At 70.9% G+C, this 13,507-nt stretch carries 12 protein-coding genes; 9 read left to right on the top strand and 3 right to left on the bottom strand.

Going from position 1 to position 13,507, the window contains the following annotated elements:
* Window positions 1-925: 925 nt before the first annotated feature.
* From SCNRRL3882_RS15115 to SCNRRL3882_RS15080, 8 genes are all read left to right on the top strand, one after another.
* Complete coding sequence (locus SCNRRL3882_RS15115) at window positions 926-1,969, top strand: BMP family lipoprotein (RefSeq protein WP_010048850.1); 1,044 nt, start codon at window positions 926-928, stop codon at window positions 1,967-1,969.
* A gap of 286 nt (window positions 1,970-2,255) precedes the next feature.
* Entirely contained in the window at window positions 2,256-3,302 is a 1,047-nt protein-coding gene (locus SCNRRL3882_RS15110; RefSeq protein WP_010048851.1) for a BMP family lipoprotein, read from the top strand.
* A gap of 211 nt (window positions 3,303-3,513) precedes the next feature.
* Complete coding sequence (locus tag SCNRRL3882_RS15105; protein WP_010048852.1) at window positions 3,514-5,085, top strand: ABC transporter ATP-binding protein; 1,572 nt, start codon at window positions 3,514-3,516, stop codon at window positions 5,083-5,085.
* On the top strand, window positions 5,085-6,206 hold the full coding sequence (locus SCNRRL3882_RS15100; protein ID WP_010048862.1) for an ABC transporter permease: 1,122 nt from the start codon (window positions 5,085-5,087) through the stop codon (window positions 6,204-6,206). Before SCNRRL3882_RS15105 ends, SCNRRL3882_RS15100 begins: the two co-directional genes overlap by 1 nt.
* Window positions 6,203-7,468 (top strand): ABC transporter permease, encoded by a 1,266-nt coding sequence (locus SCNRRL3882_RS15095; protein ID WP_010048863.1) that lies wholly within the window; start codon window positions 6,203-6,205, stop codon window positions 7,466-7,468. The genes SCNRRL3882_RS15100 and SCNRRL3882_RS15095 overlap by 4 nt, the downstream gene beginning before the upstream one ends.
* Complete coding sequence (locus tag SCNRRL3882_RS15090; protein ID WP_010048866.1) at window positions 7,465-7,869, top strand: cytidine deaminase; 405 nt, start codon at window positions 7,465-7,467, stop codon at window positions 7,867-7,869. Before SCNRRL3882_RS15095 ends, SCNRRL3882_RS15090 begins: the two co-directional genes overlap by 4 nt.
* A 91-nt stretch (window positions 7,870-7,960) precedes the next feature.
* Entirely contained in the window at window positions 7,961-9,238 is a 1,278-nt protein-coding gene (locus SCNRRL3882_RS15085; protein ID WP_010048867.1) for a thymidine phosphorylase, read from the top strand.
* A gap of 74 nt (window positions 9,239-9,312) precedes the next feature.
* Complete coding sequence (locus tag SCNRRL3882_RS15080) at window positions 9,313-9,900, top strand: Uma2 family endonuclease (protein ID WP_010048868.1); 588 nt, start codon at window positions 9,313-9,315, stop codon at window positions 9,898-9,900.
* Window position 9,901: 1 nt separating this feature from the next.
* Here SCNRRL3882_RS15080 and SCNRRL3882_RS15075 read toward each other — a convergent pair whose 3' ends face one another.
* Entirely contained in the window at window positions 9,902-10,822 is a 921-nt protein-coding gene (locus SCNRRL3882_RS15075) for an AEC family transporter (protein WP_010048869.1), read from the bottom strand.
* A gap of 137 nt (window positions 10,823-10,959) precedes the next feature.
* Between SCNRRL3882_RS15075 and SCNRRL3882_RS15070 the strand changes: the two genes are divergently transcribed.
* Window positions 10,960-11,346, top strand: a complete 387-nt coding sequence (locus SCNRRL3882_RS15070) for an STAS domain-containing protein (RefSeq protein WP_158688487.1) — start codon at window positions 10,960-10,962, stop codon at window positions 11,344-11,346.
* On the opposite strand, the gene SCNRRL3882_RS15065 is transcribed toward SCNRRL3882_RS15070, so the two are convergent.
* Window positions 11,230-12,246, bottom strand: a complete 1,017-nt coding sequence (locus tag SCNRRL3882_RS15065; RefSeq protein ID WP_010048871.1) for a sigma-70 family RNA polymerase sigma factor — start codon at window positions 12,244-12,246, stop codon at window positions 11,230-11,232. The genes SCNRRL3882_RS15070 and SCNRRL3882_RS15065 overlap by 117 nt on opposite strands.
* Before the next feature lie 119 nt (window positions 12,247-12,365).
* On the bottom strand, window positions 12,366-13,502 hold the full coding sequence (gene dnaN / locus SCNRRL3882_RS15060) for a DNA polymerase III subunit beta (RefSeq protein WP_010048872.1): 1,137 nt from the start codon (window positions 13,500-13,502) through the stop codon (window positions 12,366-12,368).
* Window positions 13,503-13,507: the final 5 nt, after the last annotated feature.

The raw sequence follows: 13,507 nt of genomic DNA, 5'->3' as shown, positions 1-13,507 counted from the left end.
GTCCGGCGGGCGGCTTCGCCTTCTACGGGTCCCTCGGCCGCTTGACCGCCCGGCGGTCGGCCACGCGACGTGGGAACTCATCCGGCGTAGCTATGTGGCCCCTCGGCCGCATGCCTTCAGCTCGTCCGAGTCCGCACCCCCGCCGCCCGCGAGACCGACGGCCCCGTGGCCCCCGGCCCGCCCAGCAGCTCCTTCAGCCCAGCCCGGCACATCGCCGAGCGACGGCTTCCCCCGGCTGACCGACCAAGGCTGACGCCCGGCCGTCTGCCTGGCGGAGTCTCCGGTTGGTGCCCGCCCTGGCCTGGCGGAGCCTTTCACTGGTGTCGGCCTGTGCCGGGCGGAGTCTCCGGCTGGCGCCCGCCCCGGCTTGGCGGAGCCTCCCGCTGGTGTCGGCCCGCTGTCCGGCGGAGTCTCCGGCTAGCGCCCGTCCCCTGCCCGGTGGGGGCCTCCGGCCGACGCCCGTCCCCTGCCCGGCGGAGCCTCCCGCGGGTGTCGGCCCCTCCTGCCCGGCGGAGCCTCCCGCGGGTGTCGGCCCCTCCTGCCCGGCGCAGCCTCCCGTCGTCCCCGCCCCACGGCTCCCCGCCCCACGGCTCCCCGCCCGGCGGCTCTGCCCCTCCCGCCCGGCGGGCCCCCCACCCGGAGGATCCTCAGCCCGGGCGGAGCCCCCGCCCCCGCCCGGCGCAGCCTCCGGTTGCGGCCCGGGTGCACCCGGGTCACCCTGGTGCGCGTGACGAGCAGGCATGCGCCGTGTGCCCGAGTACACCTTTCGACCCCGTTCGAACCCGTGGTTCACAAGGGCGTAACCGGCCATCGGCACGAATGGATAACGGCCCCGCTGCGAACCGTTCCCAGGAGTGTCTACGCGCGTTAATGTGCGCCGAACCGAGCACCCGCTGCGGGGCTTTGGAGAATGGGGAGCTTCAAGATGCGTCGGATTTCCAAACTGACCCGCGTCGCGGTGGGGGTCGCGTCGCTCGGGCTCGTTGCCACGGCCTGTGGCGGCACCAGCGGTGAGAGTGGTGACAGCGACAGCAAGGACCGCGGCCTCGCCATCGCGTACGACGTCGGCGGCAAGGGCGACCAGTCCTTCAACGACGCCGCCTACGCCGGCCTGACCAAGGCGAAGGACGAGTACGGCTACAAGACCGCCGACATCGAGCCCACCGAGGGCGAGACCGACGCGGACAAGGAGCAGCGCCTCGCCTCGCTGGCCAAGCAGGGCTACAACCCGGTCATCGGCGTCGGGTTCGCCTACGGTCCTGCGATGAAGGCCGTGGCACCCAAGTACCCCGACACCACCTTCGGCATCGTCGACTCCGTGGTCGAGGGCAAGAACGTCGCCTCCCTCGTCTTCGCCGAGGAGCAGGCCTCGTACCTGGCCGGTGTCGCCGCCGCCAAGGCCACCAAGTCGGACATCGTCGGCTTCGTCGGCGGTGTCGACGTCCCGCTGATCCACAAGTTCGAGGCCGGCTACAAGCAGGGCGTGCAGGACACCAACCCCAAGGTGAAGGTCCTGTCGCAGTACCTGACGCAGACGGCCGAGGAGGGTGGCTTCTCCAGCCCCGACAAGGGCAAGGCCGCCGCCGAGGGCCAGATCGAGAAGAAGGCCGACGTGCTCTACGCGGCCGCCGGCCTGTCCGGCCAGGGCGTCATCGAGGCCGCCGCCAAGGCGAAGGTCTGGGCGATCGGCGTCGACTCCGACCAGTACAAGCAGGCCGCCCTCGCCCCGTACAAGAACTACATCCTCACCTCCGCCCTCAAGGACGTCGGCGGCGCGGTCTACGCGCTGGCCAAGTCCGTCCACGACGACAAGCCCCTGTCCGGCGTCCAGACCTTCGACCTGAAGGTCAACGGCGTCGGCCTCTCCGAGACCAACCCGGAGTACGCCAAGATCCCGGGGCTCAAGGACGCGGTGAACAAGGCCAAGGAAGGCATCGACAACGGCTCGATCAAGGTCAAGACCGAGTAGGCCGTCCGGCTGTGAGGCCGTCGGAGCGGGCGGGCACCCCGGGTGCCCGCCCGCTCCGACGTTCCCGGGGCACCCCGGGTCCCCGGATCACCCAGCGCCACCCTCCGTTCGCAGTCGGCAACGCCCCGGCCAAGACCGGGTGATGGCTTGGCCACGGGCGCATAACAAGGTGGACAGAAGGGGTTTTCAGGCAGGTCTACGCGCGTTAATCTGCGGCGAAGCCAGCGCCGAAGCTGAACCGTCCCGGCGCTATGCGGCCCCGGTAGTACGACAGGAGCACCCACACATGCGCCGGATTTCCCGGATCACGGTCGCAGGCGCAGCGACCGCCTCCCTGGCCCTCGCTCTCTCCGCCTGTGGCAGCACCTCGACCTCCGGGTCGTCGGACTCGAAGGGGAACAAGGGCCTCGCCATCGCGTACGACGTCGGCGGCAAGGGTGACCAGTCCTTCAACGACGCCGCGTACGCGGGCCTGGAGCAGGCGAAGAAGGAGTTCGGGTACCAGACGGCCGACCTGGAGCCCACCGAGGGCGAGACGGACGCCGACAAGGAGCAGCGCCTGGTCTCGCTGGCGAAGCAGGGCTACAACCCGGTCATCGGCGTGGGCTACGCGTACGCCGCGGCCGTCAAGGGCGCCGCGGAGAAGTTCCCGAAGACCACCTTCGGCATCGTCGACGACGCCACGATCAACACCAAGAACGTCGCCGACCTCGTCTTCAGCGAGGAGCAGGCCTCGTACCTGGCCGGTGTCGCCGCCGCCAAGAGCACCAAGTCGAACGTCGTGGGCTTCGTCGGCGGCGTGGACATCCCGCTGATCCACAAGTTCCAGGCGGGCTTCGAGCAGGGCGTCAAGGACACGAACCCGAAGGTGAAGGTCCTGTCGCAGTACCTGACGCAGACGGCCGAGGAGGGCGGTTTCTCCAGCCCCGACAAGGGCAAGACGGCTGCCGAGGGCCAGATCGAGAAGAAGGCCGACGTCGTCTACGCGGCGGCCGGTCTGTCCGGCCAGGGCGTGATCGAGGCCGCCGCCACCAAGAAGGTGTGGGCCATCGGCGTCGACTCCGACCAGTACAAGCAGGAGGCCCTCGCCAAGTACAAGGACTACATCCTGACCTCGGCGATGAAGGACGTCGCCAAGGCGGTGTACAACCTGGCGAAGTCGGTCGAGGACGGCAAGCCCGAGACCGGTATCGTTCGTGGCGATCTGAAGACCGGCGAGGTGAGCCTGTCGGACTCCAACCCGAAGTTCGCGGACGACGCCGAGCTTCAGGAAGCCATCAAGACGGCCAAGGAGAAGATCATCAGCGGCGAGATCAAGGTCAAGAGCAGCTGACGACCGACTGCCTCGAAGCAGGCGGTAACCCCCGGGGTTACGTCCGCTCGACGGGGTACGGGGAGGTCGCTCCTCGTACCCCGTTGTCGCGGTGCGTCGGCCCCTTTGTATGCCGTAGGGGCGCTACGCGCGTAGACGGCCCCCGTCCCCAGGAGAGTGCGCCATCAACGCGTCCAGCAGCCCTCCGGCCGGAGCGGCGGTCAAGGAATCGGTGACCGCCGTCGAGCTCGCCGGGATCACGAAGCGTTTCCCGGGCGTCGTGGCCAACCACGACATCCACCTCAGCGTCCGCAAGGGCACCGTGCACGCCCTCGTCGGCGAGAACGGCGCCGGCAAGTCGACGCTGATGAAGATCCTCTACGGCATGCAGAAGCCGGACGAGGGCACCATCGCCGTCGACGGCGAGCAGGTGAGCTTCTCGTCGCCGGCCGACGCCATCGCCCGCGGCATCGGCATGGTCCACCAGCACTTCATGCTCGCCGACAACCTCACGGTCCTCGAGAACGTCGTGCTCGGCAGCGAGAAGCTGTACGGCATCGGCGCCAAGGCCCGTCGCAAGATCAAGGAACTCTCCGAGCGCTACGGCCTCGACGTCAAGCCCGACCTAATGGTCGAGGAGCTCGGCGTCGCAGCCCGCCAGCGCGTGGAGATCCTCAAGGTCCTCTACCGCGGCGCCCGCACCCTCATCCTGGACGAGCCGACCGCCGTGCTCGTCCCGCAGGAGGTCGACGCCCTCTTCGCCAACCTGCGCGAACTGCGGTCCGAGGGCCTGTCGGTCATCTTCATCTCGCACAAGCTCGGCGAGGTGCTCTCCGTCGCCGACGAGATCACCGTCATCCGCCGCGGCACCACCGTCGGGACGGCCGTCCCCGCCGAGACCACCCCGCGCCAGCTCGCCGAGATGATGGTCGGCAGCGAACTGCCCACGCCCGAGACGGCCGAGTCCACGGTCACCGACCGCCCGGTCATCAGCGTCGACCAGCTCCGGCTGGCCGCCCCCAGCGGCAAGGCCCTCCTCGACGACATCAGCTTCACCATCCACGCGGGCGAGGTCCTCGGCATCGCCGGTGTCGAGGGCAACGGCCAGACCGAGCTGGTCGACGCGCTCATCGGCCTGCGGTCCCCCGACTCCGGCACCATCCGGCTCGCCGACGAGGAGATCACCGCCTGGCCCACCCGCAGGCGCCGCGAGCAGGGCATCGGCTACATCCCCGAGGACCGGCACCGCCACGGCCTGCTCCTGGAGGCACCCCTCTGGGAGAACCGCATCCTCGGCCACGTCACCGAGAAGCCCCTCGCCAAGGGCGTCTGGCTGGACCCGAAGGCGGCCCAGGAGGACACCCGCCGGATCGTCACGGAGTACGACGTCCGCACCCCCGGCATCGACGTCACCGCCGCCTCCCTCTCCGGCGGCAACCAGCAGAAGCTGATCGTCGGCCGTGAGATGAGCCACAAGCCGCGCTTCCTGATCGCCGCGCACCCCACCCGGGGCGTGGACGTCGGCGCCCAGGCCGCCATCTGGGACCACATCCGCGAGGCCCGCCGGGAGGGCCTGGCCGTCCTGCTGATCTCCGCCGACCTGGACGAGCTCATCGGCCTGTCCGACACCCTGCGCGTGATCTACAACGGCAAGCTGGTCGCGGACGCCGACCCGGCCACCATCACCCCCGAGGAGCTCGGCTCGGCCATGACCGGTGCCGCCACCGGGCACCTCGAGCACGAAGAGACCCCCGAGACCTCGAAGGCCGACGCCCCCGAGTCTCCGGAAGACGAGGCCCGCTGATGAAGAAGTTCGACAGGGAGCGCGTGCTCCTCGCGGTGGCCGGACCGGTCATCGCGCTCGCCGTGGCCTTCGTCCTGAGCGCGATCGTGCTGCTCGCGTCGGGCAAGAGCCCCGTCGAGCCGTTCGCCCTGATGTTCGAGCAGCTGAGCTTCTCCGACATCCAGGTCCTGATCATCAACCAGGCGTCGATGTACTACATCGCCGCGCTCGCGGTGGCCATCGGCTTCCGGATGAACCTGTTCAACATCGGCGTGGACGGCCAGTACCAGCTCGGCGCGATGCTGGCCGCGGTCGTCGGCGCCCACGTCGCCCTGCCGGCCGCCCTCCAGGTCCCGCTGCTGCTCCTGACCGCCGTCCTCACCGGCGCCTTCTGGGCCGGCATCGCCGGTGTCCTCAAGGTCACCCGGGGCGTCAGCGAGGTCGTCGCCACGATCATGCTCAACGCGATCGCCACCTCCGTGATCGCCTACCTGTGGCTGCCGAACGTCTTCGGCGTGAAGGTCGGCAACAACAACACCACCGGCGAGATGCACGAGTCCGGCTGGATCCCGGGCATCGGCATGGGCGCGGCCGGCGAGATCTACGGCCTGGTGCTGCTGGCCGTCCTGCTCGGCATCGGCTACTGGGTCGTCCTCAACCGCACCCGCTTCGGCTTCGACCTGCGCGCCTCCGGTGCTTCGCAGACCGCCGCCGCGGCCAGCGGTGTGGACCCGGGGCGCATGGTGCTCAGCGCCATGCTGATCTCCGGCGGCATCGCGGGCCTCGCCGGCCTGCCGATCCTGCTCGGCGACACCCACACCTACAGCCTGAACTTCCCCACCGGCATCGGCTTCCTCGGCATCGGCATCGCCCTGCTCGGCCGCAACAGCCCCGTGGGCATCGCGTTCGCCTCCCTGCTGTGGGCCTGGCTCGACAAGGCCTCGCCCGAGCTGGACTTCCACGGCTACGACAAGGAGATCGCGGTCATCATGCAGGGCCTGATCGTGCTCTCGGTCGTCGTCTCCTACGAGGCCGTCCGTGAGTGGGGCCTGCGCCGCCAGCAGCGCCGGGTCGGCGCCGAACTGGCCGCCGGTCACGTCCTCGGCACCAACAACACCACGAAGGAGGTGGCTGGCCGATGACCACCGCGACCGACCTCAACCAGCCCACGCTGCAGCCCGCGGCGCCCACCGGCCGCCGACTGTCGTGGCCCGTCCTGCTGCTGATCATCGCCGGCGGACTGGCGCTCACCTCGATCGTCCGCCTCATCACCGGCGCCGACGGCATCACCAACGTCAGCCAGATGTCCACCGCGCTCCAACTCGCCGTGCCGATCGGCCTCGCCGGTCTCGGCGGCCTGTGGGCCGAGCGCGCGGGCGTGGTCAACATCGGCCTCGAAGGCATGATGATCCTCGGCACCTGGTTCGGCGCCTGGGCCGGCTTCCAGTGGGGCCCGTGGACCGGTGTCCTGGTGGGCATCGCGGGCGGCGCGATCGGCGGCCTGCTGCACGCCTTCGTGACCGTCACCTTCAACGTCAACCACATCGTCTCCGGTGTGGCCATCAACATCCTCGCCCTCGGCGCCACCCGCTACCTCGCGCCCCTCGCCTTCGAGGGCCACACGGGCGGCTCCGCCAAGCAGTCGCCGGCGGTGGACTCCCTCGGCAACTTCACCGTGCCGGGCCTGTCCGACGCGCTGCGGGACCTCAACAACCAGGGCTGGTTCTTCATCTCCGACATCGCCGGCCTGCTCGGCGGCCTGGTCACCAACGTCTCCTGGCTGACCCTGATCGCCGTCGCGCTGATCCCCGGCACCTGGTGGGTGCTGTGGCGCACCGCGTTCGGCCTGCGGCTGCGCTCCTGCGGCGAGAACCCGGTCGCGGCCGAGTCCCTCGGCGTCAACGTCTACAAGTACAAGTACATCGCCGTGATCATCTCCGGCGGTCTGGCCGGCCTCGGCGGTGTGTTCCTGTCGATCGTCGCGAACCCCTTCTACCTGGAGGGCCAGGTCAGCGGCCGCGGCTTCATCGGTCTCGCGGCGATGATCTTCGGCAACTGGATGCCGGGCGGCCTCGCCCTCGGCGCGGGCCTGTTCGGCTACACCGACAGCCTCAACCTGCGCGGCGGCTCCGCGAACGTCCACGCCCTGCTGCTGCTCGGCGCGCTGCTGCTGGTCATCGGCGCGATCTGGCTGGTCGTCCGCAGGAAGTACGTCCCGGCCGTGGCCACCCTGATCGCCGGCGCCCTGGTGTTCACCTGGTACGCGACCACCAACGAGGTCCCGAACCAGGTCGTCTCCGCCACGCCGTACGTCATCACCCTGGTCGTCCTCGCTCTGTCCGCCCAGCGGCTGCGCATGCCGAAGGCGGACGGGTTGCCGTACCGGAAGGGGCAGGGCAAGTGACCGGCGCCGGCCCGGACGTCGACTGGGAGAAGCTGCGCGCGGTGGCCCGGGACGCCATGTCCCGGGCGTACGCCCCGTACTCCGGTTACCCGGTGGGCGTGGCGGCCCTGGTCGACGACGGCCGGATCATCTCCGGCTGCAACGTCGAGAACGCCTCGTACGGGCTCGGACTGTGCGCCGAGTGCGGCCTGGTGTCCGAGCTGCACAACACCGGCGGCGGCCGGCTGACGCACTTCACGTGCGTCGACCGGAACGGCGAGACGCTCGTCCCGTGCGGCCGCTGCCGTCAGTTGCTGCACGAGTTCGGCGGCCCGGACCTGCTGCTGGAGACGCCGGCGGGCATCCTGCCGCTGTCGCAGATGCTGCCCCAGGCCTTCGGCCCGGACCACCTCAGCACGTAACTCCCGTGCGGCCCCTCCGAGTCGCTCAGCGACCGGATCGGAGGGGCCGTACGGCTTCTGGATCCTTCGGAAGGAAGCCCAAGCCATGGCCATGGACGCCATCTCCGTCATCCGCACCAAGCGGGACCGCGGCGAACTCAGCGACGAGCAGATCGACTGGGTCATCGACGCGTACACCCGCGGGGAGGTGGCCGACGAGCAGATGTCGGCCCTCGCGATGGCCATCCTGCTCAACGGCATGAACCGGCGCGAGATCGCCCGCTGGACGGCCGCGATGATCGCCTCCGGCGAGCGCATGGACTTCTCGTCGCTGTCCCGCCCGACGGCCGACAAGCACTCCACGGGCGGCGTCGGCGACAAGATCACCCTGCCGCTGGCGCCCCTGGTCGCCGCCTGCGGCGCCGCTGTCCCCCAGCTCTCGGGTCGCGGCCTCGGCCACACGGGCGGCACTCTGGACAAGCTGGAGTCGATTCCCGGCTGGCGCGCGCTCCTGTCGAACGAGGAGATGCTGTCCGTCCTGGACGGCACCGGCGCGGTGATCTGCGCGGCGGGCGACGGCCTGGCACCGGCCGACAAGAAGCTGTACGCACTGCGCGACGTCACGGGCACGGTCGAGGCGATCCCGCTGATCGCCTCCTCGATCATGTCGAAGAAGATCGCTGAGGGCACGGGCTCGCTGGTCCTGGACGTGAAGGTCGGCACGGGCGCCTTCATGAAGACCCTGGAGGACGCCCGTGAACTGGCCTCCACGATGGTCGGCCTGGGCACCGACCACGGCGTGAGGACGGTCGCGCTGCTCACCGACATGTCGACCCCGCTCGGTCTGACGGCCGGCAACGCGCTGGAGGTCCGCGAGTCGGTGGAGGTCCTGGCGGGCGGCGGCCCCGCGGACGTGGTCGAGCTGACGATCGCCCTGGCCCGCGAGATGCTCGACGCGGCGGGCATCAGGGACGCCGACCCGGCGAAGGCCCTGGCCGACGGCTCGGCGATGGACGTCTGGCGCCGCATGATCACGGCCCAGGGCGGCGACCCGGACGCGGCGCTCCCGGTGGCCCGCGAACAGCACGTGATCAAGGCCCCGTCCTCGGGCGTCCTCACCCGCCTCGACGCCTACGACATCGGCGTCGCGGCCTGGCGCCTGGGCGCGGGCCGCGCGCGCAAGGAGGATCCGGTCCAGGCGGGCGCGGGCATCGAGATGCACGCCAAGCCGGGCGACCAGGTCACCGAGGGCCAGCCCCTCCTGACCCTCCACACGGACACGCCGGAACGCTTCGCGTACGCGCTGGACGCGGTCGAGGGCTCGTACGACATCGCGGCGCCGGGGACGGACTTCACGGCGTCGCCGGTGGTGCTGGAACGTATCGCCTGACCAGGCGGTTCACCGTCCGGGTGAACGGGACCGGTGGACCTCCGCCGGTCCCGTTCCGCGTGTTGAAGGGCGCCATGAGCGTGCTGGGCGGCGACTACATCCTGACTGACAACGAGTGGGACGAGCTGGTCTGGATCTGGGAGCAGACGGATGCTCCCAAGGGGTGCAAGGTGGAGATCATCGAGGGCCTCGTCACCGTGGCACCACTTTGCACAAACAGGCATCACCGCGTCGTCGAGCGTGTCCAGCGCCGCCTCTTCGAGGTGATCCCCAGCCACTGGAACATCTTCCAGCGGCTGGGCACGGCCGTTCCGGCGCGGCTCGGGCTGTATGTGCCCGACCTCGTCGTCGTACCGGAGTTGCCGAACGAGGGCGGCGACCACTTCGTGCCCGCTTCCGCTGCCCAGCTCGCGGTTGAGGTCACCTCGAGGGCCACCGCCCGGCATGACCGCGGTGCGAAGGCCATGGGGTACGCCGAGGCGGGTGTGCCGCTCTATCTCCTGGTGGACGGCATGGCGCCCGGCGGGCCGACAGTGACGCTGTACGGGGAGCCGAAGGAAGGCGTGTACCGCCTCCTGCGCGCAGGCAAGTTCGGAGAACGGCTCATGCTTCCACCGCCCTTCGACCTCGAACTCGACACAGGCGAGTTCGCCGGGGCCTGAGTCACCCCAACACCGCCGCCACCACGACCAGAACCGGCACCGACACCACCGTCGACAACAAGATCGCCTCCCTCGCCAGCACCTCGCCCACCCGATAGCTGCTCGCGTACGTGAACAGGTTCTGCGCCGCCGGAAGCGCCGACGTCACCACCACGTCGAGCAGGGAAGCCCCGTGCAGGCCGAAGACGCCCGCTGCCAGGGCCCAGGCGGCCAGGGGCTGGACGACGGCCTTGAGGGTCACGGCGAGCAGGACAGGGGCCCGTTCCGCCCCGCGCAGCGGGAGCGTGCTGCCGCGCAAGGAGATGCCGAAGGCCAGCAGCACCGCCGGGACCGACATGTTGCCGATGAGGGTGAGCGGATCCATCAGGGGGCCGGGAACCTGGAAGCCCGATGCCGAGGCCGCCACACCCGCCAGGGAGCCCAGCGCTATCGGATTGCGCAGCGGCGTCAGCAGCCGCTGCCACAACGGGCGCTTCTCCCCGCCGCTCGCCAGGTCCAGGACCGTCAGCGCCACCGGCATGACGCCCACCAGCTGGAACAGCAGCACCGGCGCGACCAGTGACGCGTCGCCCAGCACGTACACCGCGATCGGGATGCCGAGGTTGCCCGAGTTGACGTAGCTGGAGCACAGCGCGCCGATCGTCGTCCGGCCCACTCCCCAGCCGCGCACGGCACCCACCGCCACGAACACACCCGCCGCCGCTGCCGTGCTCACCGCCGTGACCAGCAGCCGGTCGGAGAAGATCACCGACAGGTCGGCCTGGGCGAGAGTCGTGAAGAGCAGGGCGGGAGACGCCACATGGAAGGCCAGCCTGGTCAGGACCTCGCGCCCGCCGTCGCCCAGATGTCCCCGGCGGCCGATCAGATAGCCGACCCCGATGACGACCGCGATGACCGCGAAGCCGCTCAGCACCCCCTGCACGACGTCCCCTCACCGGCGACACGTGCATCGGACAGCGCGGGACGGGCAGATGCATGGGGCATACAGCCAACCCTCCGGGGAAGGCCGTACCGAGGTCAATGTGATCCTCACGGCGCCGACAGGACGGACAAGCCGCGATGAGTTACCGCCGCCCGCCCGGTCTACCGATCGTGGACGCCATGACACCCCCCGTGCTCGTGCTCGCCGGTCCCGTCGCCCGGGACGAGGTGAGCGGACTGAGCGACGACGTCAGGGCACTGCTGCACACCAGCCGTGCCCGGGTCGTGGTGTGCGACGTCGGAGGCCTCGGGCCGCCCGGGCTCGCCGCCGTCGACCTGCTCGCGCGACTCCAGCTGGCCGCCCGCCGGGCCGGGGGACGGATACGGCTGCGCGACCCCGACCCGGCCCTACGCGCCCTCCTCGACCTGGTCGGTCTCCGCTTCGAGGTGGAGGGGCAGGTCGAAGAGCGGGAACCAGCGCTTGGTGTCCAGGAAGCAGTGGAACCCGGTGATCCGGCCGTCTGAGATCTCCAGCACCTGGACCGCCCACGGCGTGAAGCCGCCGGACTCCGGGTCCGGCTTGTACTGGGCGAACCCCGGCAGGCCGTTGACCTGGACCGGCACCAGCCGGGAGCCCGCGCAGGGCGCGCCGAGCGTCGTCATGAAGCCGGTGATGTCGCTGACGCCGGTCAGCCACAGGTCGAACGGCGGCATCGTCATGACCGCGTCCTCGTGCAGCAGAGCCGTCAGCGCCGTCATGTCGTAGCCCTCGAAGGCCGCCACATAGCGGTCCAGCAGCTTCTGCTGGTCCTCGTCCAGCGGGTCGGACACGGTCGCGTCGGCGCCCGGCTCCGGCTGCTCGGCCAGGGTGGCACGGGCCCGCTGGAGGGCGCTGTTGACCGACGCCACCGACGTGCCCAGCAGCTCGGCGACCTCGCTGGCCTTCCAGGCCAGCACCTCGCGCAGGATCAGCACGGCCCGCTGCTTGGCCGGCAGCTTCTGAAGGGCGGCCATGAAGGCGAGCCGCACGGACTCCTTGGCTATGGCCGCCTCCGCCGGGTCGTCGGTCGTGGGCAGCACGCGGGCGTCCGGCATGGGCTCCAGCCAGGTGTTGTCCGGGCGGGGGGAGAGGGCCGCCTGCGCGAGGGGGGTGGACTCGGTCAGGTCCATGGGCCTGGCGCGCTTGTTGCCCGCGGTCAGCATGTCCAGGCACACGTTGGTCGCGATGCGGTAGAGCCAGGAGCGGAGGCTGGAGCGGCCCTCGAACTTGTCGTAGCTGCGCCAGGCGCGGACCATCGTGTCCTGCACCGCGTCCTCGGCCTCGAAGGAGGAGCCGAGCATCCGGTAGCAGTACCCCGTCAGCTCGGTCCGGTGTGCCTCCAGTCTGGTGTCCAGGTCTGTCGGTGTCGCCGTGCCGTTCGTCATCGTCCACCCACCCCTGTGGAAGTTCTGTCACGCGCCATCGCGTCCAGCACTTCGGAAGCTACCGCAGCCCACTGACAACGGCCCCCCGAGCACGCAAAAGCGCAGGTGGAAGCGGCGCTTCAGACCAGCTGTTTCACCGACATCAGCAAATGCCGGTGCTCCCCGGCCGCCTCGGCGGCCCCGCCGTCCGGCACCGCGTGCAGCAGCGCCCGCTGCCCCGCCCCCAGCAGTTCCAGCCGCACGCGCGGGCTCTCGAAGGCCGTCAGCGCGTCCAGCAGATAGGCCGGGTTGAAGGCCACGGGCATCTCGTCGGCACCGGTCAGCGTGGCCGGCAGGCGCTGGACCGCCACGTCGTCGCCGTAGCCGGCGCGGAGCATGACGGACCCGTCGGACGAGAAGTCCAGCCGCACCGGACTGTTCGCCTCCGCCACCACAGCGACCCGCCGGACGGCCTCCGCGAGCCCCTCGCACTCCACCTCGGCGACCGCGGCCCCCGCCATGTCGAAGAGCGACCTGTACGTCGGCAGCCGCCCGTCCAGGAGCCGCAGCGCCGTCCGCGTCCGCCCGCCCTCGAAGCCGATCAGCCCGCCGCCACCGGCCGGGTCCCACCCGATCAGCACGTCCCCGCCGCGGCCCAGCGACCGCGCGACGTCCAGCAGGCGCCGCGCGGGCAGCAACGCGTCCACCACCCCGTCGGCCGCCGCCCCCGGCCGCCACTCCAGCCGCCGCACGGCGTACCGGTAGCGGTCCGAAGCGGCCAGCGTCATCTCACCACCGTCCAGACGCAGTTGGACGCCCGTCAGGAGCGGCAGCGTGTCGTCGCGCCCGGCCGCCACGGCGACCTGGGAGACGGCCGTCGCGAACGCGGCGCCGTCCACCGTGCCGTACGGCGCGGGCGGCGCCGGCAGGGCCGGGTACTCGGCGAGGGGCAGCGTCGACAGCCCGAACCGCGTACCGTCCGCCTCCACCGTGAACCGCGACGCCTCCAGGGCGCAGCTCACCGGCCCGTCCGGCAGCACCCGGCAGACGTCCAGCAGCCGCCGCCCCAGGACGAGCGCCCGCCCGGGCACCGCGACCTCGGCGTCGGCCTCCACCCGTACCGCCGCCTCGAAGTCGAACCCCGTCACGGCCAGCCGCCCCGCGTCCGCCTCCAGCAGCAGCCCGCCCAGCACCGGCACCGGCGTCCGCGCGGGCAGCGCCCGTACGGCCCGGCCCACGGCCTCGGCGAACGCCGTACGGTCGATGCGGAACTCCATGAAAG

The sequence above is a fragment of the Streptomyces chartreusis NRRL 3882 genome, from assembly GCF_900236475.1.
GTDB classification, from domain to species: domain Bacteria; phylum Actinomycetota; class Actinomycetes; order Streptomycetales; family Streptomycetaceae; genus Streptomyces; species Streptomyces chartreusis_D.
The sequence above is the reverse complement of the archived record's forward strand: the minus strand, read 5'-3'. Positions and strand labels throughout refer to the sequence as shown.

Excerpts from the sequence above, each read along its gene's own strand:
- SCNRRL3882_RS15100 (WP_010048862.1), top strand. The coding sequence starts at position 5,085 with ATGAAGAAGTTCGACAGGGAGCGCGTGCTCCTCGCGGTGGCCGGACCG.
- SCNRRL3882_RS15115 (WP_010048850.1), top strand. The coding sequence starts at position 926 with ATGCGTCGGATTTCCAAACTGACCCGCGTCGCGGTGGGGGTCGCGTCG.
- SCNRRL3882_RS15080 (WP_010048868.1), top strand. The coding sequence starts at position 9,313 with ATGAGCGTGCTGGGCGGCGACTACATCCTGACTGACAACGAGTGGGAC.
- SCNRRL3882_RS15070 (WP_158688487.1), top strand. The coding sequence starts at position 10,960 with ATGAGTTACCGCCGCCCGCCCGGTCTACCGATCGTGGACGCCATGACA.
- dnaN (WP_010048872.1), bottom strand. The coding sequence starts at position 13,502 with ATGGAGTTCCGCATCGACCGTACGGCGTTCGCCGAGGCCGTGGGCCGG.
- SCNRRL3882_RS15095 (WP_010048863.1), top strand. The coding sequence starts at position 6,203 with ATGACCACCGCGACCGACCTCAACCAGCCCACGCTGCAGCCCGCGGCG.
- SCNRRL3882_RS15065 (WP_010048871.1), bottom strand. The coding sequence starts at position 12,246 with ATGACGAACGGCACGGCGACACCGACAGACCTGGACACCAGACTGGAG.
- SCNRRL3882_RS15110 (WP_010048851.1), top strand. The coding sequence starts at position 2,256 with ATGCGCCGGATTTCCCGGATCACGGTCGCAGGCGCAGCGACCGCCTCC.
- SCNRRL3882_RS15085 (WP_010048867.1), top strand. The coding sequence starts at position 7,961 with ATGGACGCCATCTCCGTCATCCGCACCAAGCGGGACCGCGGCGAACTC.